Here is a 25,307-nt window from a genome sequence, read left to right as displayed (position 1 = left end):
ACAGGGAGCAACGATGACGAATACTTCTCGCCTGACTGGCGCCGCCAGCGTTGCCGGGTCAGACGGCGCGCCGGTGCTGGCGGTAGAGCATCTCAGCGTCAGCTTTCGCGGACGCAGCGGCGCGCATCAGGCGCTGCACGACGTCTCTTTCGCCATCCAGCCGGGTGAAATCGTCGCGGTGGTCGGCGAAAGCGGTTCGGGGAAATCGGTAACCTCGCTGGCGGTTATGGGGCTGCTGTCCGCCTCGGCGCGCATCGACGGCGGCGCGATCCACTTTCGCGACCGCTCGGGCGAAACGCGCGATCTCAGCCGGCTTAGCGCAGAGCAGCGACGCAGGCTGCGCGGACGCGAGATGGCGATGATTTTTCAGGAGCCGATGACCTCGCTCAACCCGGTGCTGCGCGTGGGCGATCAGCTTACCGAAGCGCTGCGCGACCATCAGCTCTGTTCCGGCGCCGGCGCGCAGGCCCGCGCGCGGTCGCTGCTGCGTCAGGTGCGCATCGCCGACGTCGATCGGGTAATGAAAAGCTTTCCGCACGCGCTCTCCGGCGGCATGCGCCAGCGCGTGATGATTGCGCAGGCGCTGGCGTGCGACCCGCAATTGCTGATTGCGGACGAACCGACCACCGCGCTCGACGTCACGGTGCAGGCGCGCATTCTGCATATTTTGCGCGAGCTGCAGCGAGAAAAAGGGATGGCGGTGCTGTTTATCACGCATGACATGGGCGTCGTCGCCGAAGTGGCGGATCGGGTAGTGGTGATGTATCGCGGCAACGTCGTCGAGCAGGGGCCGGTAGAGGCGATTTTTGCCGCGCCGCAGCATGACTATACCCGCGCGCTGCTGGCGGCGGTGCCGAAACCCGGAGAGATGCGCGACCAGCGCTGGCCGCAGCGTTTTCCGCTGCTGCACGGCGACGCGCTAGCCGAGGAGGCGCACATCACCGCGCGTTACGAAGAGAAACCGCTGCTTGACGTGCGCGGCCTGACCGTGCGCTTTCCCGTACGCAGCGGCATTTTTTCCGCGCTGACGCATCGCGTGCATGCGGTCGAGCAGATCGACTTCGCCCTCTGGCCGGGAGAAACCCTGGCGATCGTCGGTGAAAGCGGCTGCGGCAAATCGACCACCGGCCGCGCCCTGATGCGACTGGTCGACGGCGACGCCGACAGTATTCTGTTTGCCGGCCGCGAGATCGCCAGCCTGAAAGAAGCACAGTTTCAGCCGCTGCGGCGTGAAATCCAGATGGTGTTTCAGGATCCCTACGCATCGCTCAACCCTCGCCTGACCGTGGGTTTTACCATTGCGGAACCGCTGCTGCTGCACGGACTGGTGCGCTCGCTCGACGAAGCGACGCCGCAGGTTGAAGCCTTGTTAAAGAGCGTCGGCCTGCTGCCGGAACACGCGCGCCGCTATCCTCATGAGTTCTCCGGCGGACAGCGGCAGCGTATCGCCATCGCACGCGCCATGGCGCTTAAACCCAAAATTATTATTGCCGATGAAGCGGTCTCCGCGCTCGACGTGTCGGTTCAGGCGCAGGTCATCAACCTGATGATGGATTTGCAGCGGCAGACTGGCGTCGCCTGGATTTTTATCTCCCATGACATGGCGGTAGTAGAACGCATCGCCAACCGCGTGGCGGTGATGTATCTCGGCCAGATTGTCGAAATCGGCCCGCGGCAGTCGCTGTTTAATCAACCGCAGCACCCCTATACGCAGCGCCTGCTGGCCTCGGTGCCGGTAGTCGATCCGCGTCATCGTCCAGCGCGTCGTTTCGACGACGGGGAGATCCCGTCGCCTCTGCGCAGCGTAAAAGAGACGGTGAGCAAACACCGTTATCGCCAGGTCGCGCCCGATCACTGGGTCGCCGAAGAGCGTTAATTGCGCCTATTCATCAATACCAGGAGCCTCTATGAAGCCATTTTTCCGCCGCACTTCTCTCGCCCTCGGTTTAACAGCCTGTCTGGTCAGCGTCGCGCAGGCGCAGGATCTGCGTATTTCGATGTACGCCGATATCACCGGACTCGACCCGCATGATACCTCCGATAACATCAGCTATTCGGTGCAGAGCGGGATCTTTGAGCGCCTGTTTCAGTTCGACGCCAAAATGACCCTGACGCCCTGGCTGGCGACGGGCTATACCAGCAACGACAATGCCACGCAGTTCACGCTGACCCTGCGCGACGGCGTGACCTTTCAGGACGGCACGCCCTTCGACGCCGAGGCGGTGAAGGCTAATCTCGATCGGCTCGCCGACCAGAAAAAAGGCCTGAAGCGCAATAGCCTTTACCGCATGATCAAAAGCGTCACCGTGCTGGCGCCCAATAAAGTGCAAATCGACCTCAGCGAATCCTTCGGCGCCTTTATCAACACCCTGGCGCACCCGTCGGCGGTGATGTGGAGCCCGACGGTGCTGAAAGCCTTTCCCGACGAGGCGCAGCTGCGTCTGCATCCGGTCGGCACCGGGCCTTTTACCTTTGTGGAGTGGCAGCCTGGCAAGGGGGTGACGCTGACGAAATTCAACGGCTACTGGAACAAGGGCTGGCCGAAGGTGGATCGCGTGATCTTTTCGCCCAGCCCGGAAGACGCCACGCGGGTTGCGGCGCTGAAGTCGGGCCAGGTGGACGCCATCTATCCGCTGCCGTCCGATCTTGTCGGCGCGGTGCAGAGCGACAGCAAACTGGCGATCCAGCGCGATCCCAGCATCTATCTCTACTACATGGCGATCAATACTCAGCACAAGCCGCTGGCGGATAGGCGCGTGCGTCAGGCGATTAACTACGCCATCAACCGCGAGCTGTGGCTGAAAGTGGGGTTTGCCGGTATGGGCACGCCCGCCACCTCGGCGATCCCTGCCGGGGTGCAGTTCTATCAAAAACAGAGCGCGCCTAACTATCGCTACGCGCCGGAAGAGGCAAAAGCCCTGCTCACGGCGGCGGGCTATCCGAACGGCCTCGATCTTAAGCTCTGGTGCACCAATGCCACCGCCAGCGTCCGCGCCGCGCAGTTTCTTAAGGCGCAGCTGGCGACCGTCGGCATTCGCGTCACCGTGACGCCGATGGATTCCGGCACGCGCAACGCCAGACTGTGGGGTGTAAAGGATCCAAAACAGGCCGAGTACGATCTCTACTACGGCGGCTGGTCTACCTCGACCGGCGATGCCGACTGGGCGCTGCGTCCGCTGTTCGCCAGCGAATCCTGGGTGCCGACCTCATACAACGTCTCCTACTACAGCAACCCGGCGGTGGATAAGGCGATCGCCGGCGGTCTGGCGAGCGCCGAACCGGCAAAGCGCGCGACCGCCTACGCCGACGCGCAGACGCTGCTGTGGAAAGATGCGCCTGTCGCCTTTCTCGGCACGCCGGACAATCTGGTCGGCAAAACAGCGAAGCTGAGCGGCGTGTCGATGCTGCCGGACGGCAATCTGCTCTTTAATCAGGCCGCTTTTAAATAACGCCGAACGGCACAGCAAAAAAGGAAGGTTATGTTCGCATACATCCTGCGTCGGCTGCTGGAGATGGTTCCGGTATTGCTGGTGGTTTCGCTGCTGGTCTTCGGCTTTATCAAGCTGCTGCCCGGCGATCCGGCGCGTATCTACGCCGGACCTGACGCGCCGATTGAGGCGGTTGAGGCGGCGCGTCAGCATCTCGGCCTGAACGATCCGCTGCCGCAGCAGTACGTAAACTGGCTGGGCGGTATCCTGCGCGGCGATTTAGGCGTCACCTACCGCACCCAGCAGCCGGTGCTGGAGGTGATTCGCAAAGGCTTTATGCCGACGCTGTGGCTGGCGCTGGCGGGATTCGTCTGGTCAGTGGCGCTGGGACTGGCGCTGGGCGTCACGGCGGCGCTGCGGCGCGGCGGCTGGCTGGACTGGACGCTGATGAGCGCCGCGGTCGGCGGCATTTCGATGCCGGCATTCTGGCTTGGGCTGCTGTTGATCCAGTTCGTCGCCATGCCGTTCGGCCTCTTCTCGGTCAGCGGCTTTAACCAGCCTGCCGATATCATCCTGCCCGCTATTACGCTTGGCTCATCGGTCGCGGCGGTGATGGCGCGCTTTACCCGCTCGGCGTTTCTTGAGGTGGCGCAGGAAGATTATGTGCGCACCGCGCGCGCCAAAGGGCTACGGGCTGCGCGCGTCACCTGGAAACATGTGATGCGCAACGCGCTGATTCCGGTGATCACCATGCTGGGCCTGCAGTTCGGTTTTTTGCTCGGCGGTTCCATCGTGGTGGAAAGCGTCTTCAACTGGCCGGGACTGGGCTGGCTGCTGATTGAATCGATCAAGGCGCAGGACCAGCCGGTGATTCAGGCGCTGGTGATGCTGTTCGTATTTGAATTTATCGTAATCAACCTGCTGGTGGATCTGCTCTATGCAGTAGTCAATCCGGCAATTCGTCTCAGTCAGGGGGCCAAATGAGCCAGCAGACGCTAACCACCGTCGACAGCGAAGCGATCCGTTCGCCGTGGCGCGATTTCCTGCACGCTTTTGCGCGCAATCCGCTGGCGCTGGCGTCGGGCGGTTTCGTGCTGTTGCTGGTGCTGATCGCGCTCTTCGCGTCCTGGCTGGCGCCCTGGAACCCAATGGAGCCGGACTGGACGGCGCTCTCTATGCCGCCGTCAGGCGCGCACTGGATGGGCACGGACGAGCTCGGGCGCGACGTGCTGAGCCGGATTATCTACGGCGCGCGTATTTCGCTCTACGTCGGTATTGTGTCGGTGACGCTCGGCATGCTGGCGGGCATCGTGCTTGGCCTGCTGGCGGGCTACTATGGGCGCTGGGTCGATATGCTGATTATGCGCGGCGCCGACGTGCTGTTCGCCTTTCCCGGCATGCTGCTGGCGATTGCGGTGGTGGCGATACTGGGTCCCGGCCTCAACAACGTGATCATCGCGGTAGCAGTGTTCAGCGTGCCGGTTTTCGCGCGTATCGTACGCGCCTCGACGCTGTCGTTAAAACAGGCCGCTTATGTCGAAGCGGTGCGCTGCGCCGGCGCGCCGGACCGGGTGATCCTGCTGCGGCACATTCTTCCCGGCACGCTGCCGAACGTGATCGTCTACTTCACCATGCGCATCGGCACCAGCATCCTTACCGCTGCCGGCCTGAGCTTTATCGGCCTCGGCCCGGAGCCCGACGTGCCGGAGTGGGGCAATATCCTCGCCATGAGCCGCAGCATGATGATGGCGGGGCTGTGGCACGTCAGCGTCTTTCCCGGCCTGGCGATTTTTATGACGGTGCTGGCGTTCAACCTGCTAGGCGATGCGCTACGCGACACGCTGGACCCTAAATTAAAGAGCTAAAGATGGACTTTCACCAACAACAATGCGCGCTGTTGCTGCAGCGCTGGCGCGCCACGCGCCGCCTCGGGCAGCCGCGCGGCGTCTGTGGTCCGACTAATCGCATCAGCGACGTGCCCGGCGTGCGCGTCGGTCACTACACGCTGGACTGCGGCGAGCGGCAAACCGGCGTAACGGCGGTGGTGCCGCCGGGAGAGAACCTTTTCACCCAGCCATTGCCGTGCGGCGCGGCGGTCTTTAACGGCTTCGCCAAGCCGGTCGGGCTGGTGCAGGTCGCCGAGCTGGGCGTGCTGCAGACGCCGATTCTGCTCAGCAATACGCTAGCGGTCGGCACGCTATTCACCACTCTGGCGCGCGCGGCGATCCGCGCCAACCCCGAGCTGGGACGCACGCTGCCCACGGTCAATCCGCTGGCGCTGGAGTGCAATGACGGCTGGCTCAACGATATTCAGGCGATGGCGGTGACTGAAGCGATGGCGCAGGCCGCCCTCGACGGCGCCGACGCCGACTTTGCGCGCGGCAGCGTCGGCGCAGGACGCGGCATGAGCTGCTTCAGCCTGAAAGGCGGCATCGGCAGCGCCTCGCGCCGTATTGACGACCTTAACGCCACGCTGGGCGTGCTGGTGCTGGCGAACTTCGGCGCGCTGGAGGCGCTGACGCTGGATGGCGTGCGCCTTGGCGAACAGATCGCGCCGCTGCTGCCGTCGCTGACGCCGCAGCGCGACGCCGGCTCCATTATTATCGTTATGGCGACCGACGCGCCGCTCGACGCGCGCCAGCTGACGCGTATAGCGAAGCGCGCCGGCGCCGGTCTGGGACGGCTTGGCAGCTACTGGGGGCACGGCTCCGGCGACATCGCCGTTGCCTTCTCCACCCGGCCCGTGCCGCAACCGCCGCCGGACGCCGCGTTAGAGCCGATGCTGTCGGCAGCGGCCGACGCTACTGAACATGCGGTGCTGGACGCGCTGCTCAGCGCGCAGCCCGTTACCGGCTTTCGCGGCCACCATCGTCCGGCGCTCAGCGATGTGCTGGACCGCCTTGCAGGAGTCACACCGTGAAAATCTTTATCTCGGCCGATATCGAAGGCGTCGCGGGCGTCATGCGTCCTGAACAGTGCGCGCCCGGCCACGCCGAATGGCAGCTGGCGCGCGAGTTAATGGAGCAGGAGGTTAACGCCGCGATCGACGGCGCCTTCGCAGCAGGCGCGACCGAAGTCGTCGTCGCCGACAGCCATGCGCAGATGACCAACCTGCGCGCCGCAAACATGGATGCGCGCGCACGCCTGGTGCAGGGCAAACCGCGCGCGCTCTCGATGGTAGAGGGACTGGAACAACAGCGCTTCGATGGCCTGATGCTGATCGGCTATCACAGCGCGGCAGGAGAGCCTGGCGTACTGGCGCACACCATCAACGGCCGCGCCTTCTGGCGCATGTTGATCAACGATCGCGTGGTGGGCGAAAGCGATATTTACGCGGCGGCGGCGGCGGAACAGGGCACGCCGCTGTGGCTGGTGAGCGGCGACGACTGCCTGCAGCAGTGGATCGCCGAACGTCACCCCGAGGCGGAATATGTCTGCGTAAAGCGCGCGATTTCCCACACCTGCGCCGAATCGCTTAGCCCGCAGGCGGCGCGGGAGCGCATTCGCGAAGCGTCAGCGCGCGCGGTATCACGCGCGCCCGGGGCATGCGCCGCCTCTCTGAGCGCGCCCTATCGGCTGACGCTGCAGGCGAGCAGGCCGGTGCTGGCGGATCTTTTCTGCCTGATCCCCGGCGTCGCGCGCCTCGACGCCGTCACGGTCGGCTACCAGGCGGAACGCATGGCGACGCTGGTCAGCCTGCTCAGCGCCTTCTCTAATCTGGCGTCGACACAAAATTAAACCTTATGTCATCGGATGAGCGGAAGTTTGTACGATTTTCATCTCATCTTTTGCTAACCTGCGCGCGAATTTATCTATAACAACGAGGCAGTAATGCAGCTTTGCAGTTTTTATCTTCCAGACCAGGGCATTAAAAGTTTCGGCATCGTAAAGGAAAACGGCGTGGTAGATGTCGGCACGCGCATGGGCGCGCAGTGCCCGGATCTGAAAACCTTTCTGCAGCGCTCCTCGCTGGCGGATCTCGCGGCGTTTGGCGATCGACCTGCCGACTATGCCTTCGACGCGCTGCGTTTTCTGCCGGTGATTGATAATCCCGGGAAGGTTTTTTGCGTCGGCATGAACTACGCCGATAAGCGTAAAGAGTTCTCAGAAACCCAGAACGCGCCGACGCTGTTTATCCGCTTCGCGGACTCCCTGACCGGCCATGAGCAGCCGCTGATGAAGCCCGCCTCCACCAGCGAATTCGACTACGAAGGCGAACTGGCGGTGATCATCGGCAAACCGGCGCATCGGGTGAAGGCCGATGAGGCGCTGAGCTACGTGGCAGGCTATAGCTGTTTTATGGATGCGACAGTGCGCGACATGCAGTTTACCTGGTTTACCGCCGGGAAGAACTGGCCGCAGACCGGCGGCTTTGGCCCCTGGATGACGACGGCCGAGGCGATTGGCGACCCGCAGACGCTGGGGATCAAAACCTTCCTGAACGGGCGCGAAGTGCAGAATGATACCACCGGCAGCATGGTGCATAGCGTCGCGAATATTATCGAGTACATCTCCGCGTTCAGTCCGCTTTCGCCGGGCGACGTCGTTTTCACCGGATCGCCGGGCGGCGTCGGTAAGAAGCGCACGCCGCCGCTGTTCATGTTCAGCGGCGACGTAGTGGAAGTCGAGATTGAGAAAATCGGCAGGCTGCGTAACGTTATCGCGTAAACTGCACTACCCGGCTGCGGTTAAGCAGCAGACGCAGCCGGTTGCCGTCGCGCTTCAGCATAAAGCGCTTTTGCCAGGGACCGTCCTGCGCGGTCGCCAGCACGCGGTCGCCGCTCAGCGACTGCAGGCTGGCGATAATCGCCGCCGGGCCGATGCCCATGGTTAGCCTCTCGCCCTCAATCACCATTTCGCTGCGCCACTGCGGCAGGAACCAGCGTCCCTGCATCGCCTGTAAGCTGGCGCCGTCGGGCTGCGCCGGCACAAAGCGGCGCGGCGCATGGCCGATCTCGCCGACGATGGCGGCGCCTTCATGACGCAGCCGCAGCGGAAAGGTGCTGGAGAGCGAACGCGCCTCGCCCTGCGCGCCGCCGCGCCACAGCGCTTCGCTCGCGCCGAGCCAGGTCGCCGCGTCGCCAGCGATCTCCAGCCATTCCGCCTCTTGTTCCCCGACATAGAGGCCGGGCGCGAGATCGTGCCCTTTCTCCGGCAGCGCGCGGTTAAGCAGCGCCGCCATCACGCGCAGCGCGCCTTCAGAGGTGGCGACATCTTCGCGGTTCGCCACCAGCGCCACGCCCGCCTGGCGTTCAGGATGCAGCAGAAAATAGCTTTTATAGCCCGCGTGCGAGCCGCCGTGGCCAAACAGCGTCTGGGTGCCGATCTGCGTGCTGGCCAGACCCAGCCCGTAGCCGCTGACGCGTCCGTCCGCCAGCAGGCGCGGCGCGCTGAGGCGCCGCAGCACGCCCGCGCCGGGGCCATGGTCGCTCAGCATCGCCTGCAGCCAGCGCGTCAGATGGCGCAGGCTGCCGGCGACGCTGCCGGAGGCGGAGAGATGAAGGCCTGCGCTGGCGAGCTGCCAGCGGCTGCCGTTGAACCAGTAGCCCGGCGCCAGGCCGGGCACCACGTCGAACCAGGTTTCCGGGGCGGTCAGGCTGATATCCAGCGGCTGGCAGATATACTGCTGCAGCAGCGCGTCGAAATGCACCCCTTTGGCTTTTAGCGCCTCCTCCACCAGCCGATAGCCGGTATTGGTGTAAGAGACTTCGCTGCCGGGCGGGTAGTTTAGCTCGCTCTCCGCGGCGAGAAACGCCAGCAGATCGGCGTCGGTGGTAGCGTTGTAGACCGACAGGCCGATCAGCGACAGCGTTTCGCGCAGATCCGGCAGCCCGCTCGACATATCCAGCGCCTGGCCGACGGTGACCTGGCCGTTGGCGCCGCCCAGCTGCGGCAGCTGATCCGCCAGCCTGTCGTCAGGCGACAGATAGCGGCGTCCCGGCCCGGTCGCCAGCGCAGCGAAAAGATGTTTGGTAATGGAGGCGAAGCGCACCACGCTGTCGAGGGTAAACGGCGTCTGCTGCGCCAGATCCGCCAGTCCGGCGCAGTGCGACGAATGTACCTGACGCGCGTCGAACAGCACTATCGCGCCGCCCGGCGCGCCGGGCCGTTGCCAGCCCTGAACGATTTCTTCGGCGACCGCTGCCGCCCGTTGCCACTCCAGCGTCATGCCGGCTCCTCTAGTCCAATGCTCAAATCGAACAGCTGCGCGGTATGCGGATGATGAATACGCCGCGCGCGCAGGTCGTCCGCGCTTAACTGTTCTACCATTTCGCCATGCTGCATCACGCCGATACGCTGGCAAAGATGGGCAACGACCGCCAGATTATGCGTAACCAGAATATAGGTAAGATTACGTGCGCTGCGCAGATCGCTAAGCAAATTGAGAATTTCCGCCTGAACGGAAACGTCCAGCGCGGAGGTCGGCTCATCCAGCAGCAGCGCCTCCGGTTCGGCGATCAGCGCGCGGGCGATCGCCACGCGCTGGCGCTGCCCGCCGGAAAGCTGATGCGGATAGCGGAAGCGCGCGGCGGCGGGCAGGCCGACGTCGCTCAGCGCCTGATTAATGCGCTGCTCGGCGCGATCGAGGCGATGCACCAGCAGCGGCTCATGCAAAATACGGTCGATTGTCTGGCGGGGATGCAGCGAACCGTAGGGATCCTGAAATACCATCTGCACCTGACGGAAAAAAGGGCGGCCGCGTCGGGCGCTCAGCGCCATGCCGCCGAAGCGAATTTCACCGCGCCAGTCGTTGTTCAGTCCCGCCAGCGCGCGCAACACCGTCGATTTGCCGGAGCCGCTTTCGCCCACCATGCCGAAGCTCTCGCCGCTGCCTACCTGGAACGTGACCGCTTTGACGGCGCGGTGCGCGCCGAAACTGACGTCCAGATTGTTGATTTCAAACATAGCTTTCTCCTAATCGCGCCATGCGTCGTCGCGCTGCAGCGTCGGCAGGCGCGCGCGCGGGTGACGCAGCGACGGCAGGCAGGCCAGCAGCCCCTGCGTGTAGGGATGCTGCGCCTGGTGCAGCTGCCGGGCGTCAAGCTGCTCGACGATACGTCCGGCGTACATCACCGCCACGCGGTCGCAGAAGTGCGACACCAGCGGCAGGTCGTGGCTGATAAGGATGAGTCCCATGCCGCGCGCGGAAACCAGGTCGTCGATCAGGCGCAGAATCTCCGCCTGCACCGTCGCGTCGAGCGCGCTGGTAGGCTCATCGGCGATCAGCAGTTCGGGATCGGGCGCCAGCATCATGGCGATCATCACGCGCTGCCCCATGCCGCCGGAAACCTCATGCGGATAGCGCAGCGCCACGGCGGCGGCGTCGCGAATTTTCACCTGCTCCAGCAGGCCGATCGCCGCCTGCATCGCCGCTTTTCTGCTGCCGCCTTTGTGCTCGCGCCAGGCCTCGGCGATCTGCTGGCCGATAGTCATCACCGGGTTAAGCGAATATTTCGGATCCTGCAGAATAAAGCCGACGCGTCTGCCGCGAATTTGCCGCAGCGTTTTCTCGCTGGCGCCGCGCAGGTCGATGCCGTCAAAACGCAGCACGTCGGCGCTGACCTCGGCGTTGCCCGGCAGCAGCTGCATCAGGCTGCGCGCGGTGAGCGATTTGCCGGAGCCGCTCTCGCCGACGATGGCGAATTTCTCTTTGCCGACGCTAAAACTGACGCCGCGCACCGCCTCGAACCTTTCCGCGCGGCTGCGAAAGGCGATGCGTAGATTCTCTATTTCCACCAGCATTTAGCGCTCCCTGGGATCGAGGACGTCGCGCAGGCCGTCGCCGAGAAAGTTAAAGGCCAGCGAGGTGACAAAAATAGCAATGCACGGCATCAGCGGCACCCACCATTCGCTGAAGAGAAAGCGGCGCGCGGTCGCGATCATGGTTCCCCATTCCGGCGACGGCGGCTGCGCGCCCATGCCGAGGAAACCGAGGCTGGCGGCGGTGATGATGATAGAACTCATATCGAGCGTGACGCGCACGATCAGGCTCGGCACGCAGAGCGGCATAATGTGGCGCAGAATAATGCGCAGCGGCGACGCGCCGGTCAGGCGGCTGGCGGCGATAAAGTCGCTGTGGCGAAACTGCAGCGTTTCCGCGCGCGCCAGCCGGGCATAAGGCGGCCAGGCGGTAAGGGCGATCGCCAGCACCGCGCTCTCGACGCCCGGCTTGAGCGCGGCGACGAAGGCCAGCGCCAGGATCAGGCGCGGGAAGGCGAGAAAAATATCGGTGACGCGCATCAGCGCCTTATCGACGATGCCGCCGAGATAGCCGGCGATACAGCCAATCAGCAGGCCGAGCGGGGCGGTCAGCGCCACGACGGCGATAACCATGCCGAGCGTGGTGCGGCCGCCGTAAATAATGCGCGTCCAGAGATCGCGTCCAAGCTCGTCCGTGCCGAGCCAGTGCGCGGCGGACGGCGCCGCCAGACGGTTTTCCAGATGCTGCGCGCCGGCATCGTAAGGCGTCAGCAGCGGCGCGGCGATGGCCAGCAGCAGCATCAGCAGAATAACGGCCATACCGCCTGTCGCCAGCGGATTGCCGCGCAGGTTGAGCCACAGGCGATAGCGTCGGCCCCAAACCGCCTGGCGGCGGTTGGTCGGCGAATCGGCCAGCAGCCAGTTACGTGAAATAAACATTATTTTATCCGTGGATCGCAGAGTCGATAGAGAAGGTCGGCGAGCTGGTTGAGCAGCACGTAAACCGTGCCGACCAGCAGCGTGGCGCCCACCACCGGATTCATGTCGGCGTTCATTAACGAGGTGGTGAGATACTGCCCGAGGCCCGGCCAGGCGAAGACATTTTCCGTCACCACCGCGCCCTCCAGCAGCCCGGCATAGGTCAGCGCCAGCACCGTAATCAGCTGAACCGCGACCGTTGGGAACGCGTGACGCCAGATGACGCGGCGCGACGACAGCCCCTTGGCGCGCGCGGTAATCACGAACTCGCCGCTGAGCGCGTTGAGCATAAAGGTGCGGGTCATACGCGTGATGTAGGCCATGCTGAAGTAGGCGAGGATGCAGACCGGCTGCGCCATATGCGCCAGCGCGTCGCGGAAGGCGTCATATTCGCCCGCCAGCAGCGAATCGATGGTGAGAAATCCGGTAACCTGCGGGATCATATCCTGCCAGATGATGTCCTGCCGCCCCGGCCCCGGCGCAATCCCGAGCACGGCGTAGAACAGCAGCAGGCTGAGCAGCGCCAGCACGAATACCGGCAGCGAATGGCCCGCCAGGCAGATGACGCGAATGGTCTGATCGAGCCAGGTACCCTGGCGCACCGCCGCCCAGACGCCGAGAGGAATGCCGATCAGCGCGGCAATGACGATCGCCGCCGTCGCCAGCTCCATGGTGGCCGGGAAAAAGCGGGCGATATCGTTGGTCACGCTGTTCGACGTCAGCACGGAACGGCCCAGGTCGCCATGCAGCAGCTGGTTGAGATAGTGGCCGAACTGCACGTAGAGCGGCTGATCCAGCCCCATCTCCGCGCGCGCGCGCTCCACTACCGACTGCGGCGCGTTGTCGCCAACCGCCGCCAGCACCGGATCGGTCGGCATTACCCGACCAATAAAAAAGGTCAGCACCGTCAGGCCGAACAGCGTCAGCAGCAGGCTGCCCAGCGCGCTGACGCCGCGTTTTGCCGCGCCCGTCACGCTTTTTTCACCTGCTGATAAGGCCACTGTTCCAGCACGGTCATATGCACGTCAGAGAGGCTCTTCGCGCAGGCGGTGGTCTGAATCTGCTGCATCATAAAAATGAACGGACTCTTTTCCCGATGCAGCTGCTGAATTTTTTCATACAGCGCGAGACGCTGCGCCGGGTCGCTTTCGTGCAGCGCCTGCGCGGTGAGCTGGTTAAATTCGTCGTCTGACCAGCCGCAGCGCCATGCCAGGGTGCGGTTGCGCGCGGCGGTGGTGTTGTCGGTGTTGACGCAGAACGCTTCCGTATTGGAGTTCGGATCGAAGTAGTCCGCGCCCCACGAGGTGATCGCCAGCTGATGCTGACGCGCGCGCATCTTCGTCAGCACCTGACGGTTCTCCGAGGCGATCAACGACACCTTGATGCCGATGGCGCCGAGCTGGGTCTGAATCGCCTGGGCGATATCGGGATAGGGCTGCATCGAATAGTGGTCAAGAGTGATCTCGAAACCCTCCGGGTAACCCGCTTCCGCCAGCAGCGCTTTCGCTTTATCGACATCGCGATGAAAAGGGGTGTCGTCGAGCGCGGCCGGAAAGCCGGAAGGTAAAAAGCTCTGATGAACGTTGTAGGTCAGCGACAGAATATTTTTCTGGATGCTGTCGTAGTCGATCGCCCACTTAAGCGCCTGCCACACCTGCGGCTTCTGCAGCAGCGGATGGGTGGTATTGCAGGACATCAGCATGATGGCGGAAAGCGGCTGCTTCACCAGCGTCACCTCGCTGCTGGACTGCAGCGGTTTTAACTGCTCGGTGGTGAGATCGTAGGCGACATCCACGTCGCCTTTTTGCAGCATCAGCGACTGCGCGGCGGGGTCGGCGATATGCTTGAGGATGACGCGCTTGATCGCGCTCTTGCCAGCGTACTGCGGGCTCAGCTCCAGAATCACCGTTTCGCTCGCTTTCCAGCTGCGCAGCGTGAAGGCGCCGGATCCGGCGCTGTGCTGCTTCAGCCAGGCGTTGCCGAGGTCGCCGTTTTGCTGGTTGGCGAGGCAGGCTTTTTTCGACACGATGCTGCCGACCGTGGCGGAGAGGCAGTAGAGCAGGAAGGATTCTGAGGCGGGCGCGCCCAGCGCCATCTCCAGGGTATGGGCGTCTTTCGCCGTCACCTTGCTGGCGACATTTTCTTTAGTAAAGCCGAACTGGTTAATGATAAAGGCCGGGCTCTTATCCAGCCTGACGATGCGCTCGATGGAAAAGGCCGCATCCTCGGCGGTCACCGGCGTGCCGTCGGCGAATTTGGCCGCCGGATCGAGGCGGAAAGTAAATAGCGTGTTGTCGCCGTTCGCCTCCCAGCTTTGCGCCAGCATGCCGACAATCTTATCCGCCTGCTGCGGATCAGGCTGCACCAGCTTCTGGTAAAGATTGCCGCAGATCTGACCGCCGGTCGCTTCAAAGCTTTCATGCGGGTCGAGACTGGTCATATTGTCAAGCTGCATCGCCATGACCAGCATGCCGGCTGGCGCGGCGGCGAAGGCGGGGTTGAAGCTTAGCGAAGATAAAACCGGCGCGGCAGCGCAGCCTGCGATAAAGCGTCTTCTGGTGACCATTTCCACTCCAGGTTATTGATTATTAAAATTAAAAAATAGAATCACTCTGTTTTTTCGCTTGACAGGCGTCTGGCCGCAGGCGATTAATAATCGCTCTCTCCGCCGCATAAAACGCCTGCTCTGTTTTGGTGCGTCCGCGCCGCCTGCATGCCGCTTTTGTGCAATACCCTTTGCCAACGGAATCTAAAAAATGTCGGAAAATCATCATCAGGCGTGGCCGGACGTTCCCGTATTCGACGGTCATAACGACGTGCTCTGTCGGTTGTGGCAGCATCACCGCCCCGACGCGGTTAACGCGTTTTTGCAGGGCACCGCGTCAGGTCAGCTCGATTTTCCGCGCCTGCGTCAGGGCAAGATGGCGGGCGGCCTTTTCGCCGCCTGGGCGCCAGGGCAGGCCTCGCTTGCCGCCGCGGATGATGGGAGTGCTGCAAGAAGCGCGCCACTTCCTGTCGCTCTCTCTCAGGAGGCGAACGCCACCGCGCGCGACGCGACCTTCGCCATGCTGGCGCTGCTGTTGCGCATCGAGCAGACTTCGCCGGAGCAGATCAAAATCTGCCGCAGCGTGCGGGACATTCGCGACTGTATGGCCCGCGGCAGGCTGGCGATGGTGATGCACATCGAGGGCGCCGAGGCGCTCGATGTTGATGGCGAGCTGCTCGATATTCTTTACGCCAGCGGGCTGCGCAGCCTGGGTCCGTTGTGGAGCCGCCCTAACCAGTTCGGCGAAGGCGTTCCCTTTCGCTATCCGTCGTCGCCCGATATCGGCAACGGACTGACCGACGCGGGCAAGCAGCTGGTGCGCGACTGTAACCGGCGCCGCATTCTGGTCGATCTCTCCCATATGGATGAAAAAGGCTTCTGGCACACTGCCGCCATCAGCGACGCGCCGCTGGTGGCGAGCCACTCGAACGCCCACGCGCTCAGCGCCCAGTCGCGCAACCTGACCGATCGCCAGCTGGCGGCGATCGCCGAGACGCGCGGCTTTGTCGGGGTGAATTTCGCCGTGCCTTTTTTGCGCGAAGACGGCAGGCGCGACGCGCCGACCAGCCTGGAGGACATTGTCCGCCACGTTGAGTATCTTCTCGACAAGGTCGGCGAAGATGGCGTTGGTTTCGGCTCCGATCTCGACGGCGCCACCATGCCGGACGATTTTCGCGACGTCGCCGGCTTCCCTCGGCTGGTCGCCGCGCTGGCGGCGCGCGGCTATAGCGCTGAGCTGCTGCATAAAATCTGCTATGGCAACTGGCTGCGCGTGCTGGAAGCGACCTGGGGCGAATAACCATGCGTCTGCGTCATATTGAAGTTTTCCAGGCGATCGTTCAGGCGGGCAGCATCAGCGGCGCGGCGCGGCTGCTAAACGTGTCGCAGCCTAACGTCAGCCGCGTGCTCAATCATGCCGAGCAGCAGCTGGGTTTTGCGCTGTTCGAACGGCGCGCGCAAGGCCTGGCGATCACCGCTGAAGGACGGCGACTGCTGCCTGAAATCGACGCGCTTTACCATCGCCTTCAGGCGATTAACCAGCTGGCGGATCAGCTGCGGCGCGGCGAAGGGCAGACGGTGCGCGTCGGCGCGGCGCACGCTTTTGGTCAGATGGTGATGGCGCCCGCGCTGGTGCGCTATCGGCATCAGGCGGCGGCGGTCAACGTCGAGCTTGTGACCGAGCATTTTTCCACGCTGTGCCGCAACATCCTTGACGACCAGCTCGATTTTGCGCTGGTGTTTGGTCAGCAGGTCGATGCGGACTTGCTGGCGGAGCCGCTATTCCACTCCTCAATGGTGGCGCTGTTGCCTCCCCATCTCAGCCGCGAAGAGCCCGTGTCGCTGGAGTGGTTGTGCGCCAATAATCTGCTGCTGATGCAGGCGCAGGATCCGCTTGGCCGCGTGCTGCACCGCGCCCTTTACGATAAGCGGCTCTATCCGGCCGTTTCCCTCTCGATTAAAACCTACTCCGTTATCGCCGATATGGTGCTGGCGGGCGGCGGCGTCGGCGTGGTCGACCTTTTTACCGCCTGCCGCTACGCCGATCAGCTGACGCTGCTGCCGGTCGCGCAGCCGCTGCCGTTCGAGGTAATGCTCATTAGCCGTCGCGATCGACCGCAGTCGCAGTCCACGCTGCACCTGAAGCAGGTTATCCGCCATCGCCTGTGGGAAATCGCGCAGCAGTGCGAGGCGCGGCTGGCGCGTCCCTGACAATAACTTTCTCCCGCCTCGCCTGCTGGTCACGATTTCGCCGCCTACACTGAATTGACACAACTCTATTCAGGAGCGGGTAATGAGGCGTAAGGAACAACCGACGCGTTGGAAAAGCGGCGCGCTGCTGGCCGGTCTGGGGCTGGGCGCAGCGGCAACCTGGTGGGGCGTTCAGCAGTGGCGGCGGTTAAAACAGACGCCGCCCGTTTCGCCGCGCAGCCATCACGCCGGACTGGCCGGTTATTTTCAACAGGTTGGCGAGTGGCGCATGTTTACCCGCGTCACGCCCCATGACGCGCCCGGCCTGCCGCTGGTGCTGGTACACGAGCTGGTGATGTCGGGACGCTCGATGGAGGAGCTGGCGCTGGCGCTGAGCAACAACTATCGCGTGCTGGTGCCCGATCTGCCCGGTTTCGGCGCCAGCGTCTTGCCGGCATCGGTGCCTGTGCTGTCGGTCGAAGAGCAGGCCGACGCGCTCTGGCAATGGCTGCAGCATAACCAGCTGACGCGCGCTATCTGGATCGGCAGCGCCTCCGGCTGTCAGGTGCTCGCCGCGCTGGCCGTCAGGCATCCCGAAGCGGTGGCCGCGCTGGTTTTCCAGGGCCCGACGGTGGATCGTCACGCGCGCAGCCTGCTGCGTCAGGCGTGGCGCGGCTGGCGCAACAGCCGTCTCGAACGCCATCGCTCCTCCACGTCGCTGATGCACGTCGACCTCGCCAAAGCCGGCCTGTGGCGCGCGCTGAAAACCCATCGTTTGCTACTGCAGGATCGCATTGAACACCGTCTGCCCTATATCAACGCGCCGACGCTGCTGCTGCGCGGCTCGCGCGACACGGTGTCGCCCGCGCGCTGGGTTGACGAGCTGGGCGCGCTGATGCCGCGCGGCGAGGTGCTGACGCTGCGCGGCGGCACCCATACGCTGCACTATGTCTATCCGTGGAGCTTCCGCCACGCCATCCGTCCCTTTCTGACGCGCATTCAGCAGGAGAATCAGGATGAGTAAACTGCCCAAAGGCATCGCCCGCTTCGACTCCGCCACCGCCATGCTGATGGCGCTGGCCCACACGCTGCATGATAAGCCGGTCGACGACGCCGAGGCGTCGCCGATGCGCGATCGCCTGCTGCCGTCGCTCGACCGCCTGCCGACCCGGCTGAGAGAGTGGGGCTATGCAGTCGGCGGCATGGCGGAAGGCATCACCGAATCGCAGGCGGGCGATCTCGATATCGAAGGCATCGCCGAATGGATGGTGAGCGAATATCCGGAACGCGACTATCCCGCCGCCTTTATCGGCTCGTCGAACGGCGCGCTGACCCATCTGGCCGCCGCGGCGGGCGCGCCCTGGCTGCCGCAGACCTTTCTCTGTCCCGTGCGTTCGCCGCACAGCGATCCCGACGACGCTCAGGCAAGCTTTGAGCAGGGCAAAGCGGTAGCGGCGGCGCTGCTGGCCGCGTGGCCGCGTCTGGCGGTGCATCAGATCCAGGATCCCAATCAGGACCGGCTGATGCTCGACAAACTGCGCTACTTCCATCTGAAGCTGCGCGCGCTACCGCTCGCCTTTAATGAGTTCCTGATGCGCAGCCTGCCGGGCAAAAGCACGCTGTTTATCAGCCACTGCACGCAGCAGTGGCCGGTAACGCGCACCAGCGATCGCTCTTTCTTCCAGTTCGGCGCGCTGGGCGGCGCAACGGAGAAGGAGTATCTGCAGGGCGGCGGACGCGTAGCGGAACTGCTGGCGCGTTATGGCAGCGATCGCGAACAGTGGCAGGCGCCCGCGCCCACCGATCGGGTGCCGGAAGCGGAGTGGGGACTGGACGAATATCTGAAATCGCCGCTGAAAAAGCTGGCGGCGGATCAGGGCTGGCAGCTGATGGAGATACGCTATCAGGATCCCGAGGCGCTAAGCTTCGTGGTGGCGGAGATCTATCGCGACTGGTATCTGGCGGCGGGCATCAATGCGACGCGCCTGACGGTGGGCAGCTATCTGCTGATGGATCCCTGGTGCGCTATGCGTCAGCACGCCATTCCGTTCTGGCTGATGTCGGGCGCCGAGCCTTCCGCCGCCTCGCTGACGCGCTTCCTCGACCGGCAGCCGCGCTATCGCGATATCGATATGCTGCTCTATTCAACCGGGACGGAGAGTATCGGGCTGGCGCCGCTTGAGCGCTGGCGGGGATTGCTCGATCGCGCGATGAATGAGGGGGCGTTCGTCGGCGTCGATACCGAGCGCTATCCGCATGATTTGGCCGCTTTCGCGCACTTTGACGCGGCGCTGCGGGCGCGGGCGCCGCTCTTCGCGCCGCCGCCGCCGCTGAGCGTGGAGAAGATCATTTCCGGCATTGAGCGCTACGGCGCGCGCCACGGCGTGACGCTGCATAAACTGAGCTAGCCGGGCGAGCGCCCGGCTGCTTTATTGCTATACGCCGTCGGTAATCGGCTTGCGCACCAGCACCAGATAGGCGAGGGCGCCCACTACGGCGATACCGGCGCAGATCATCAGCGCGAGGCTGAACGACTTCGTGGTATCCAGCACCCAGCCGGTGATGACCGGCGCGAACGAGGCGAAGACAAAGCTGGCAAAGTTCTGGATGCTGCCGACCGACGCGGTCATGCGCGCCGTCACGTTGGCGTGGATCAGCCCCCAGCAGGAGGTGCCCGCGAAGTGGATGCAGAAGAGCGCCATCCCGATCAGCGTAACGGCGCTGGTGGTATCGGTGGCGCGCGTCACGAAGGCGGTAAAGGCCGCCGACAGCAGCATGCCGGAGATAATGCACACCTTGCGGGTTTTCACCGCGTCGAAGCCGCGGCGCACCAGCGCATCCACCGCGTAGCCGTTCAGCAGCATGCCCGCCGCGCCGAACAGGAACGGAATCGCCGCCAGCAGGCCGGTGCTCTTCAGATCCAGATGGTAGGTCGACTGCAGATAGCCCGGCAGCCAGGCGATATAGAGCCAGGCGGTATAGTTGATGCCGCTAAAGCCGATCATCATGCCCCACATGGTGCGCTGCTTAAACAGGCCGCGCCATTCGGCGAAGCTCAGCGGCTCTTTACGCGACGCCACGCTGCCCGCCTGCAGATAGTGGATCTCTTCCGCGCTGAGCTTATTGTTGTCGCGGTCGCGATAAATCAGGTACCAGCCAATCGCCAGAAACATGCCGAGCACGCCGATGGTAATAAACATACCGCGCCAGCCGAACGCCAGCATCATCGCGGCCAGCACCGGCGGCGCCACCGACAGGCCGATCATCGAGGCGGCGTTGAAGAAGCCCATCGGCATGCCGCGATCTTTAATGTTGAACCAGTCGTTGATCACCTTTACGCCGCACGGGTTCATCGGCGCTTCGCCGATGCCGAGGCCGATGCGCACCAGAATAAACTGGGTGAAGTTATGCACCAGCCCGGCGGCCGCCTGAAACAGCGACCAGACGAACATGCCGAGGCCAAGCATAATGCGCGGCCCTTTACGGTCCAGCAACGCGCCGCAGGGCAGCTGCGCCAGCCCATACGCCAGCGAAAAGGCGGAGAGCAGCATGCCGATCTCGGTGGCGTTCAGCCCCAGCTCCTCGCGAATGGTCATGTTGGCGACCGAGAGCGAACTGCGGTCGAGATAGTTAATGATGGCTGCGAACAGCAGCAGCAGCATGGCGGTGATCTGTATCTTGCGAATGCGCGGCGAGCGCACGATATCGCTGCGCGCCGGCACATATTCCTGCTCTGGCGGCGTTCCGACGACCGGATTTTTAGCGTCGCGGGTTGAGGTATTTTCCATGGCATTCTCCCGTAGCGGGGTCGTTATCGTTATCAGACAGCTAAGGACATAGCGGCCCAGCGGCCGTTATGAGTTGCAGTCGAGACTAGAAGCAATGCAGCCAGGATGTTGCGAAGATGTTTCTGATTCGTGCGGGAGCTAATGCTTTGCGGTTTTTAATCGGTTTTTAATTGTACTGACGGATCGAGCGCGCCATCGACGAGCGGGACGTAGCCAGATGATTATGCAGCGCCAGCAGCGCATCGACGTCCTGACGGCCGATAAGCGCGGAGAGCAGCGCCATATGCTCCTCCAGCGCCACGATATTGCGCTGCTTGAGATCGCGCTCGTCCCACTGGTAATGGGAATGAAAAATAACCGAAATAATCTCCAGCGAGTGGTTGAAAAAGGGATTGTTGGCGGCGGAGAGGATCAGCGAATGCAGCTCTTTATCCAGCGCGGCGAACTGGCGGTAGTCGCTGGCGATGGTGTCGCGCAAAGCGCGATGGCGATCCAGCAGGTCGCGCGCCTGAATCCAGCGCTCATCCTGCGGCGGCAGGTTGAGAAAGCGCGTCAGCGCGTGCGTTTCCAGCATCTCGCGCAGCTCGAACAGCTTGTCGGCGTAGTCCAGGGTGAACTTCTTCATGCGCCAGCGACCGCGCTTGACCGGCTCCAGCAGATCGTAACGCATAAAGCGCAACAGAAACTCGCGCACCACCACCGGACTGACCTTCACCCGCTGCGCCAGCTGTAGCTCGCTAAAGGCGTCGCCGGGCGAGAGCTGGCGCTGATTGATCATCTCGAAAAACGCCTGTTCGAACTGGCTTGCCTGCTGCTCAATCGGCGACGTCAGTTCGCTGAAACCATCCTCTTCCTGCGGCTGCCGCACGATCACGTAAGTTCCGGCCACTTTTTCCAGCACGCCGCGCTGCGCCAGATAGTGCAGCGTATGACGCACCGTGGTGCGGCTGATATTGAACATCTCCGCCAGCGCCGCCTGCGCGGGCAGCGGCGAACGGATATGACGCTGGGCGATCCCTTCCAGCATCTGGTTGATGACGTTCTGGCGCAGATTCAGATTGCGGCTCACAAGGACTCTCCGGTTTTTTATTTATTAAAAACCATTCAAATCCCAAAAAAAACGCCGTGCCTCACAGATCGCGCGGGCAAAACAGCCGGTGGGTGATCAATTCGTCATAACTGCGGCAGGACAACAGGAGAATTCCCATGACGACAATGAAAAGCCTGGTCATCGCTGAACCAAAGAAAATGATCTGGGCCACGCGCGAGCGGCCTGCCCCCGCCGCCGGCGAGGCGCTGATTAAAATCATCGCCGCCGGCATCTGCGGCACCGATATCCACGCCTGGGCGGGCAATCAGCCGTTCTTCAGCTATCCGCGCGTGCTGGGACATGAGCTGTGCGGCGAAGTGGTCGCGCTGGGCGAAGGCGCGACGGGCGTTGAGCCGGGCCAGCGCGTGGCGCTGATCCCCTATATCTCCTGTCTGCGCTGCGATGCCTGCCAGAGCGGCAAAACCAACTGCTGCGAACAGATTTCCGTGATCGGCGTGCATCAGGATGGCGGCTTTTGCGAATACCTCGCCGTGCCGGCCGGCAATCTGCTGCAGGTAGAAGAGGTCGCGCCGGAGGCCGCCGCGCTGATTGAACCGTTCGCCATCAGCGCGCATGCGGTGCGCCGGGCAAGCGTCGGCGCGGACGAAGATGTGCTGGTGGTGGGCGCGGGGCCCATCGGCCTGGGCGTGGCGGCGATCGCCGCGGCAGCGGGCGCTAACGTCGTGGTGGCGGACACCAGCGAGTTTCGCCGCGCGCACGTCGCGAAAGAGCTGGGCCTGGCGGCGATCGATCCGGCGCGCGACGATTTTTACGACGCGCTGCGCGCGCAGTTCAACGGCAGGCTGGCGCTAAAAGTGCTCGACGCCACCGGCAGCCCGGCGGCGATGAACAACGCCGTCAACCTGATGCGACACGGCGGCACCGTGGTCTATGTCGGCCTGCATAAGGGCGATCTGGTGATCCCGGACAGCGAGTTCCACAAGAAAGAGACTACGCTAATGGGCAGCCGCAACGCGACGCGCGAAGACTTCAATCGCGTGCGCGATTTGATGGCGAGCGGCCAGCTGCGCGCCGCGATGATGCTTAACGCGCACTTCGCTTTCACGACGCTGGCGGAAAGCTTCGAACCGCAGGTGATCAACAATCGCGAGCTGATCAAAGGCGTTATTCACTTCGATCGCTAAGCGTGCGGAAGAAGTGGTCGCGCACCCGCGCGGCGTCCACGCCCAGCGCCACGCGCTGGGCAGGCAGATGGCGAAACGGATCCTCCCGCGACGCCAGCGCGCTCAGCTTACGCACCGTTTGCCCGCGCGCGATGCCCTCGGTGATGACGCGCAGCGGGCCTTCGCTTAGCTGAAACGCCTCGGGCTGGCAGAGCCAGGCGATCGCCAGCGTGTCGTGCAGCGCCATGCCGTCGAACCCCTCTTTTTGCAGACTATAGGCAAGATAGGGCCGCACGATGGCGCTCAGCACCGGCTGGTTAAGCTGCTCGACTTCCTGGCCGCTGATCAACACCTTGTGGGTCACGTCGAGCGGCAGCACCACGATGTTAAGCGCCGAGCTGAGCACCTGATCGGCGGCGTGCGGATCTTTCCAGATATTGAACTCGGCGAAAGGCGTCACGTTGCCGCTGTGGCCGTCGGTGCCAAACGCGCCGCCCATTATCGCCAGCTCTTTCACCAGCGGAATAATGTCCGGCGCCTGATTGATGGCGCTGGCGATGTTGGTCAGCGGGCCAATCGCCACCAGCGTAATCTCATGCGGCCGGGCGCGCACGCTGTCGATAATAAACTGCACCGCGCCCGGCGCCGCGTCGCTATAAGGGTTGTCAAACGCGTCGCCTAAGCCGTCTGCGCCATGCAGCGTCGCCGGCTCGCTGGGCGCCAGCGCCAGCGGGCGCGAACAGCCGCGGTAGATCGGCGCGTCGATCTGCATCTTTTCGCAAAACAGGCGAGCGTTCTTTACCGCCTGTCCCACCGCCACGTTGCCGAACACCGTGGTGATGCCCAGCAGCCGCTGCGTGCGCGCCGCGTAAGCCAGCGCAAAGGCGTCGTCTACGCCAATATCGGTATCGAAAATCAAGGTGCGCATCACTTCTCCCTAAATCAGGACTCTACGAATGATTACATCAGTCTTCTCTGTGCATTCTGAATAAAAATTGACCAGGAAACGTGATGCCTTTAGACTAACAAAGCACACCATTTAGCCAGTAACTTGACCAACTAACAGAGGTTTTATGCACAAGTTGAACCTTTACGATGCGAAAACGAATTTTTCTAAACTCATCGCTAATGTAGCGGCTACAGGTGAGGAATATATTATCGCCCGCAACGGTCAGCCTATGGCGAAACTCGTTCCTTTGACGCCAGCTGAGAAAACGCCGCGCATCGGGTTTATGAAAGAAAAGGGCGAAATCAGCGTGCCAGACAACTTCAATGAACTGCACGCCGACAAAATCGAAGAACTGTTTTATGGGAATAGCGAGTATGGCGCCAGGGAAGAATAAAGCGCTTGTTCTGTCAGCAGGCGGATATTTAATTGATACTCATGCACTTATCTGGATAGGCTGGCAGCCAGAAAAACTCGCTAAAGAGACCATTGCTATTCTCGCCGACCACAATAATCGGCTTTATTATTCGCCCGCCTCAATTCAGGAAATCGCTATCAAGGCCGATTTAGGCAAACCCGATTTTGGCTTCGATCCAGCCAGCCTTACTGAAGGATTAAAAGAGGCGGGCTATATTGAACTCCCCATTACTTCGCGTCATGCCTGCTCCATTCGCAACTTACCGGAAAAGATGCATAAAGATCCTTTTGACCGTTTGCTCGTCGCTCAGGCTCGAGAAGAAAAACTGGCCTTAATAACCAATGATGAAAAGATTATTCAGTACTGCTCAGACTATATAAAAATTATCAAATGCTGTTGAAGATATAATCTTTTTTATTAAGAAAATTCGCCGCGGCAAAGCCTTCAGAATCTGCTTTTTCGCCGTCTGCTGCTCGTCTGACCCGCTTGTCTCTCCCTGCGCCTCATCGTATTATCAACGCCTTAAGGTGATGGCGTTCCACCTTCCCCAACCGCCTGCTGGCGATCCCAGCGGCTGATGACGCCTGACATCAACCCGAATCCTCTCGCAGGCGTTACTGGTGTGTCAGGCTAGTGCTCTCTCCGCCACGTCCCTGCGCGATCGCTGACTACAGGAGTTAATCATGTTGAAGTCGCTGTTCGCCGTGATGCTGGGCGGCGCTGCAGGCTGTACGCTGCGCTGGCTTATCTCGCTGCGCTTTAACGCGCTCTTTCCCAGCCTGCCGCCGGGCACGCTGCTGGTGAACCTGGCTGGCGGCTTTATTATCGGCGCCGCGCTCGCCTGGTTTGTCAAAAACCCCCAGCTCGACCCCGCCTGGAAGCTGCTGATCGTCACCGGCCTGTGCGGCGGTCTGACGACTTTCTCTACTTTCTCGGCAGAAATCCTCATGTTGCTACAATCAGGTAAGTATTTGTGGGCGATGACGAGCGTGCTGACGCACGTCGCCGGATCGCTGCTGATGACCTTTGCCGGCTTCGCGCTGGTGAATTTTCTCGGCTAAGGCAAATACCGGCCGCAGAGGCATTCCGCCTCTGCATT

24 protein-coding genes and 1 riboswitch are annotated in these 25,307 nt (G+C 62.7%); of the genes, 15 read left to right on the top strand and 9 right to left on the bottom strand.

Annotated features, from left to right (window positions below):
* Positions 1-13: 13 nt before the first annotated feature.
* The 7 genes from B3229_RS00355 to B3229_RS00325 all read left to right on the top strand — a co-directional run bounded on the left by B3229_RS00355 (position 14) and on the right by B3229_RS00325 (position 8,096).
* On the top strand, positions 14-1,876 hold the full coding sequence (locus B3229_RS00355) for an ABC transporter ATP-binding protein (RefSeq protein ID WP_286867653.1): 1,863 nt from the start codon (positions 14-16) through the stop codon (positions 1,874-1,876).
* A 31-nt stretch (positions 1,877-1,907) separates the two neighbouring features.
* The gene (locus B3229_RS00350) at positions 1,908-3,449 is read left to right on the top strand and encodes a glutathione ABC transporter substrate-binding protein (RefSeq protein ID WP_286867651.1); all 1,542 of its coding nucleotides are present in this window, start codon (positions 1,908-1,910) and stop codon (positions 3,447-3,449) included.
* Positions 3,450-3,479: 30 nt separating this feature from the next.
* Complete coding sequence (locus tag B3229_RS00345; protein WP_048783271.1) at positions 3,480-4,412, top strand: ABC transporter permease; 933 nt, start codon at positions 3,480-3,482, stop codon at positions 4,410-4,412.
* Positions 4,409-5,293 (top strand): ABC transporter permease subunit, encoded by an 885-nt coding sequence (locus B3229_RS00340; protein ID WP_286867649.1) that lies wholly within the window; start codon positions 4,409-4,411, stop codon positions 5,291-5,293. Before B3229_RS00345 ends, B3229_RS00340 begins: the two co-directional genes overlap by 4 nt.
* Positions 5,294-5,295: 2 nt before the next feature.
* Positions 5,296-6,348, top strand: a complete 1,053-nt coding sequence (locus B3229_RS00335) for a P1 family peptidase (RefSeq protein ID WP_286867648.1) — start codon at positions 5,296-5,298, stop codon at positions 6,346-6,348.
* Positions 6,345-7,166, top strand: a complete 822-nt coding sequence (locus tag B3229_RS00330; RefSeq protein WP_286867645.1) for a M55 family metallopeptidase — start codon at positions 6,345-6,347, stop codon at positions 7,164-7,166. The genes B3229_RS00335 and B3229_RS00330 overlap by 4 nt, the downstream gene beginning before the upstream one ends.
* Before the next feature lie 93 nt (positions 7,167-7,259).
* Positions 7,260-8,096, top strand: coding sequence for a fumarylacetoacetate hydrolase family protein (locus B3229_RS00325; RefSeq protein ID WP_286867643.1), 837 nt, complete (start codon positions 7,260-7,262; stop codon positions 8,094-8,096).
* Here B3229_RS00325 and B3229_RS00320 read toward each other — a convergent pair.
* Genes B3229_RS00320 through B3229_RS00295 form a run of 6 tightly spaced genes read right to left on the bottom strand, consistent with a single transcriptional unit; the run spans position 8,086 to position 14,673 of the window.
* Positions 8,086-9,597, bottom strand: coding sequence for a serine hydrolase domain-containing protein (locus B3229_RS00320; RefSeq protein WP_286867640.1), 1,512 nt, complete (start codon positions 9,595-9,597; stop codon positions 8,086-8,088). The two genes, B3229_RS00325 and B3229_RS00320, sit on opposite strands and share 11 nt — an antisense overlap.
* Positions 9,594-10,334, bottom strand: coding sequence for an ABC transporter ATP-binding protein (locus B3229_RS00315; protein ID WP_048783265.1), 741 nt, complete (start codon positions 10,332-10,334; stop codon positions 9,594-9,596). The genes B3229_RS00320 and B3229_RS00315 overlap by 4 nt, the downstream gene beginning before the upstream one ends.
* A 9-nt stretch (positions 10,335-10,343) precedes the next feature.
* Positions 10,344-11,171 (bottom strand): ABC transporter ATP-binding protein, encoded by an 828-nt coding sequence (locus tag B3229_RS00310; RefSeq protein ID WP_286867636.1) that lies wholly within the window; start codon positions 11,169-11,171, stop codon positions 10,344-10,346.
* Positions 11,172-12,068, bottom strand: a complete 897-nt coding sequence (locus B3229_RS00305; protein ID WP_048783263.1) for an ABC transporter permease — start codon at positions 12,066-12,068, stop codon at positions 11,172-11,174. It abuts the gene before it with no gap.
* Positions 12,068-13,081: an ABC transporter permease gene (locus tag B3229_RS00300; RefSeq protein WP_286867631.1), complete on the bottom strand. Its 1,014-nt coding sequence runs from the start codon at positions 13,079-13,081 to the stop codon at positions 12,068-12,070. The genes B3229_RS00305 and B3229_RS00300 overlap by 1 nt, the downstream gene beginning before the upstream one ends.
* Positions 13,078-14,673 (bottom strand): ABC transporter substrate-binding protein, encoded by a 1,596-nt coding sequence (locus B3229_RS00295; RefSeq protein ID WP_048783259.1) that lies wholly within the window; start codon positions 14,671-14,673, stop codon positions 13,078-13,080. Before B3229_RS00295 ends, B3229_RS00300 begins: the two co-directional genes overlap by 4 nt.
* Positions 14,674-14,863: 190 nt before the next feature.
* On the opposite strand from B3229_RS00295, the gene B3229_RS00290 reads away from it, so the two are divergent.
* The 4 genes from B3229_RS00290 to B3229_RS00275 all read left to right on the top strand — a co-directional run bounded on the left by B3229_RS00290 (position 14,864) and on the right by B3229_RS00275 (position 19,250).
* On the top strand, positions 14,864-15,952 hold the full coding sequence (locus B3229_RS00290) for a dipeptidase (RefSeq protein WP_286867627.1): 1,089 nt from the start codon (positions 14,864-14,866) through the stop codon (positions 15,950-15,952).
* Positions 15,953-15,954: 2 nt separating this feature from the next.
* Positions 15,955-16,863 (top strand): LysR family transcriptional regulator, encoded by a 909-nt coding sequence (locus tag B3229_RS00285; protein WP_286867624.1) that lies wholly within the window; start codon positions 15,955-15,957, stop codon positions 16,861-16,863.
* A gap of 82 nt (positions 16,864-16,945) precedes the next feature.
* Entirely contained in the window at positions 16,946-17,866 is a 921-nt protein-coding gene (locus B3229_RS00280) for an alpha/beta fold hydrolase (RefSeq protein ID WP_048783255.1), read from the top strand.
* Positions 17,859-19,250, top strand: a complete 1,392-nt coding sequence (locus B3229_RS00275; protein WP_286867620.1) for a hypothetical protein — start codon at positions 17,859-17,861, stop codon at positions 19,248-19,250. Before B3229_RS00280 ends, B3229_RS00275 begins: the two co-directional genes overlap by 8 nt.
* Before the next feature lie 27 nt (positions 19,251-19,277).
* Here B3229_RS00275 and B3229_RS00270 read toward each other — a convergent pair whose 3' ends face one another.
* Both B3229_RS00270 and B3229_RS00265 read right to left on the bottom strand, forming a co-directional pair.
* A complete protein-coding gene (locus B3229_RS00270) occupies positions 19,278-20,630 on the bottom strand; it encodes an MFS transporter (protein WP_286867617.1) in 1,353 nt (450 codons plus the stop codon).
* A 166-nt stretch (positions 20,631-20,796) separates the two neighbouring features.
* Positions 20,797-21,699, bottom strand: a complete 903-nt coding sequence (locus tag B3229_RS00265; protein WP_033792735.1) for a GntR family transcriptional regulator — start codon at positions 21,697-21,699, stop codon at positions 20,797-20,799.
* Positions 21,700-21,836: 137 nt separating this feature from the next.
* Here B3229_RS00265 and B3229_RS00260 point away from each other — a divergent pair, with 137 nt between their 5' ends.
* Entirely contained in the window at positions 21,837-22,865 is a 1,029-nt protein-coding gene (locus B3229_RS00260) for a zinc-binding alcohol dehydrogenase family protein (protein WP_286867612.1), read from the top strand.
* Here the strand turns inward: B3229_RS00260 and B3229_RS00255 are convergent.
* Positions 22,846-23,772: a nucleoside hydrolase gene (locus B3229_RS00255; protein ID WP_286867610.1), complete on the bottom strand. Its 927-nt coding sequence runs from the start codon at positions 23,770-23,772 to the stop codon at positions 22,846-22,848. The genes B3229_RS00260 and B3229_RS00255 overlap by 20 nt on opposite strands.
* A 145-nt stretch (positions 23,773-23,917) precedes the next feature.
* Here B3229_RS00255 and B3229_RS00250 point away from each other — a divergent pair, with 145 nt between their 5' ends.
* From B3229_RS00250 to crcB, 3 genes are all read left to right on the top strand, one after another.
* On the top strand, positions 23,918-24,187 hold the full coding sequence (locus tag B3229_RS00250) for a type II toxin-antitoxin system Phd/YefM family antitoxin (RefSeq protein WP_286867608.1): 270 nt from the start codon (positions 23,918-23,920) through the stop codon (positions 24,185-24,187).
* Complete coding sequence (locus B3229_RS00245; RefSeq protein ID WP_286867605.1) at positions 24,168-24,608, top strand: type II toxin-antitoxin system VapC family toxin; 441 nt, start codon at positions 24,168-24,170, stop codon at positions 24,606-24,608. The genes B3229_RS00250 and B3229_RS00245 overlap by 20 nt, the downstream gene beginning before the upstream one ends.
* Positions 24,609-24,725: 117 nt before the next feature.
* A riboswitch (Fluoride riboswitch) is annotated at positions 24,726-24,802 on the top strand.
* 89 nt (positions 24,803-24,891) lie between these two features.
* Complete coding sequence (crcB, locus tag B3229_RS00240; protein ID WP_033753408.1) at positions 24,892-25,269, top strand: fluoride efflux transporter CrcB; 378 nt, start codon at positions 24,892-24,894, stop codon at positions 25,267-25,269.
* Positions 25,270-25,307 lie beyond the last annotated feature (38 nt).

It is taken from the genome of Pantoea sp. UBA5035, from assembly GCF_002415245.1.
GTDB lineage: Bacteria > Pseudomonadota > Gammaproteobacteria > Enterobacterales > Enterobacteriaceae > Pantoea > Pantoea septica.
This window is presented reverse-complemented; position numbering and strand designations above follow the sequence as displayed.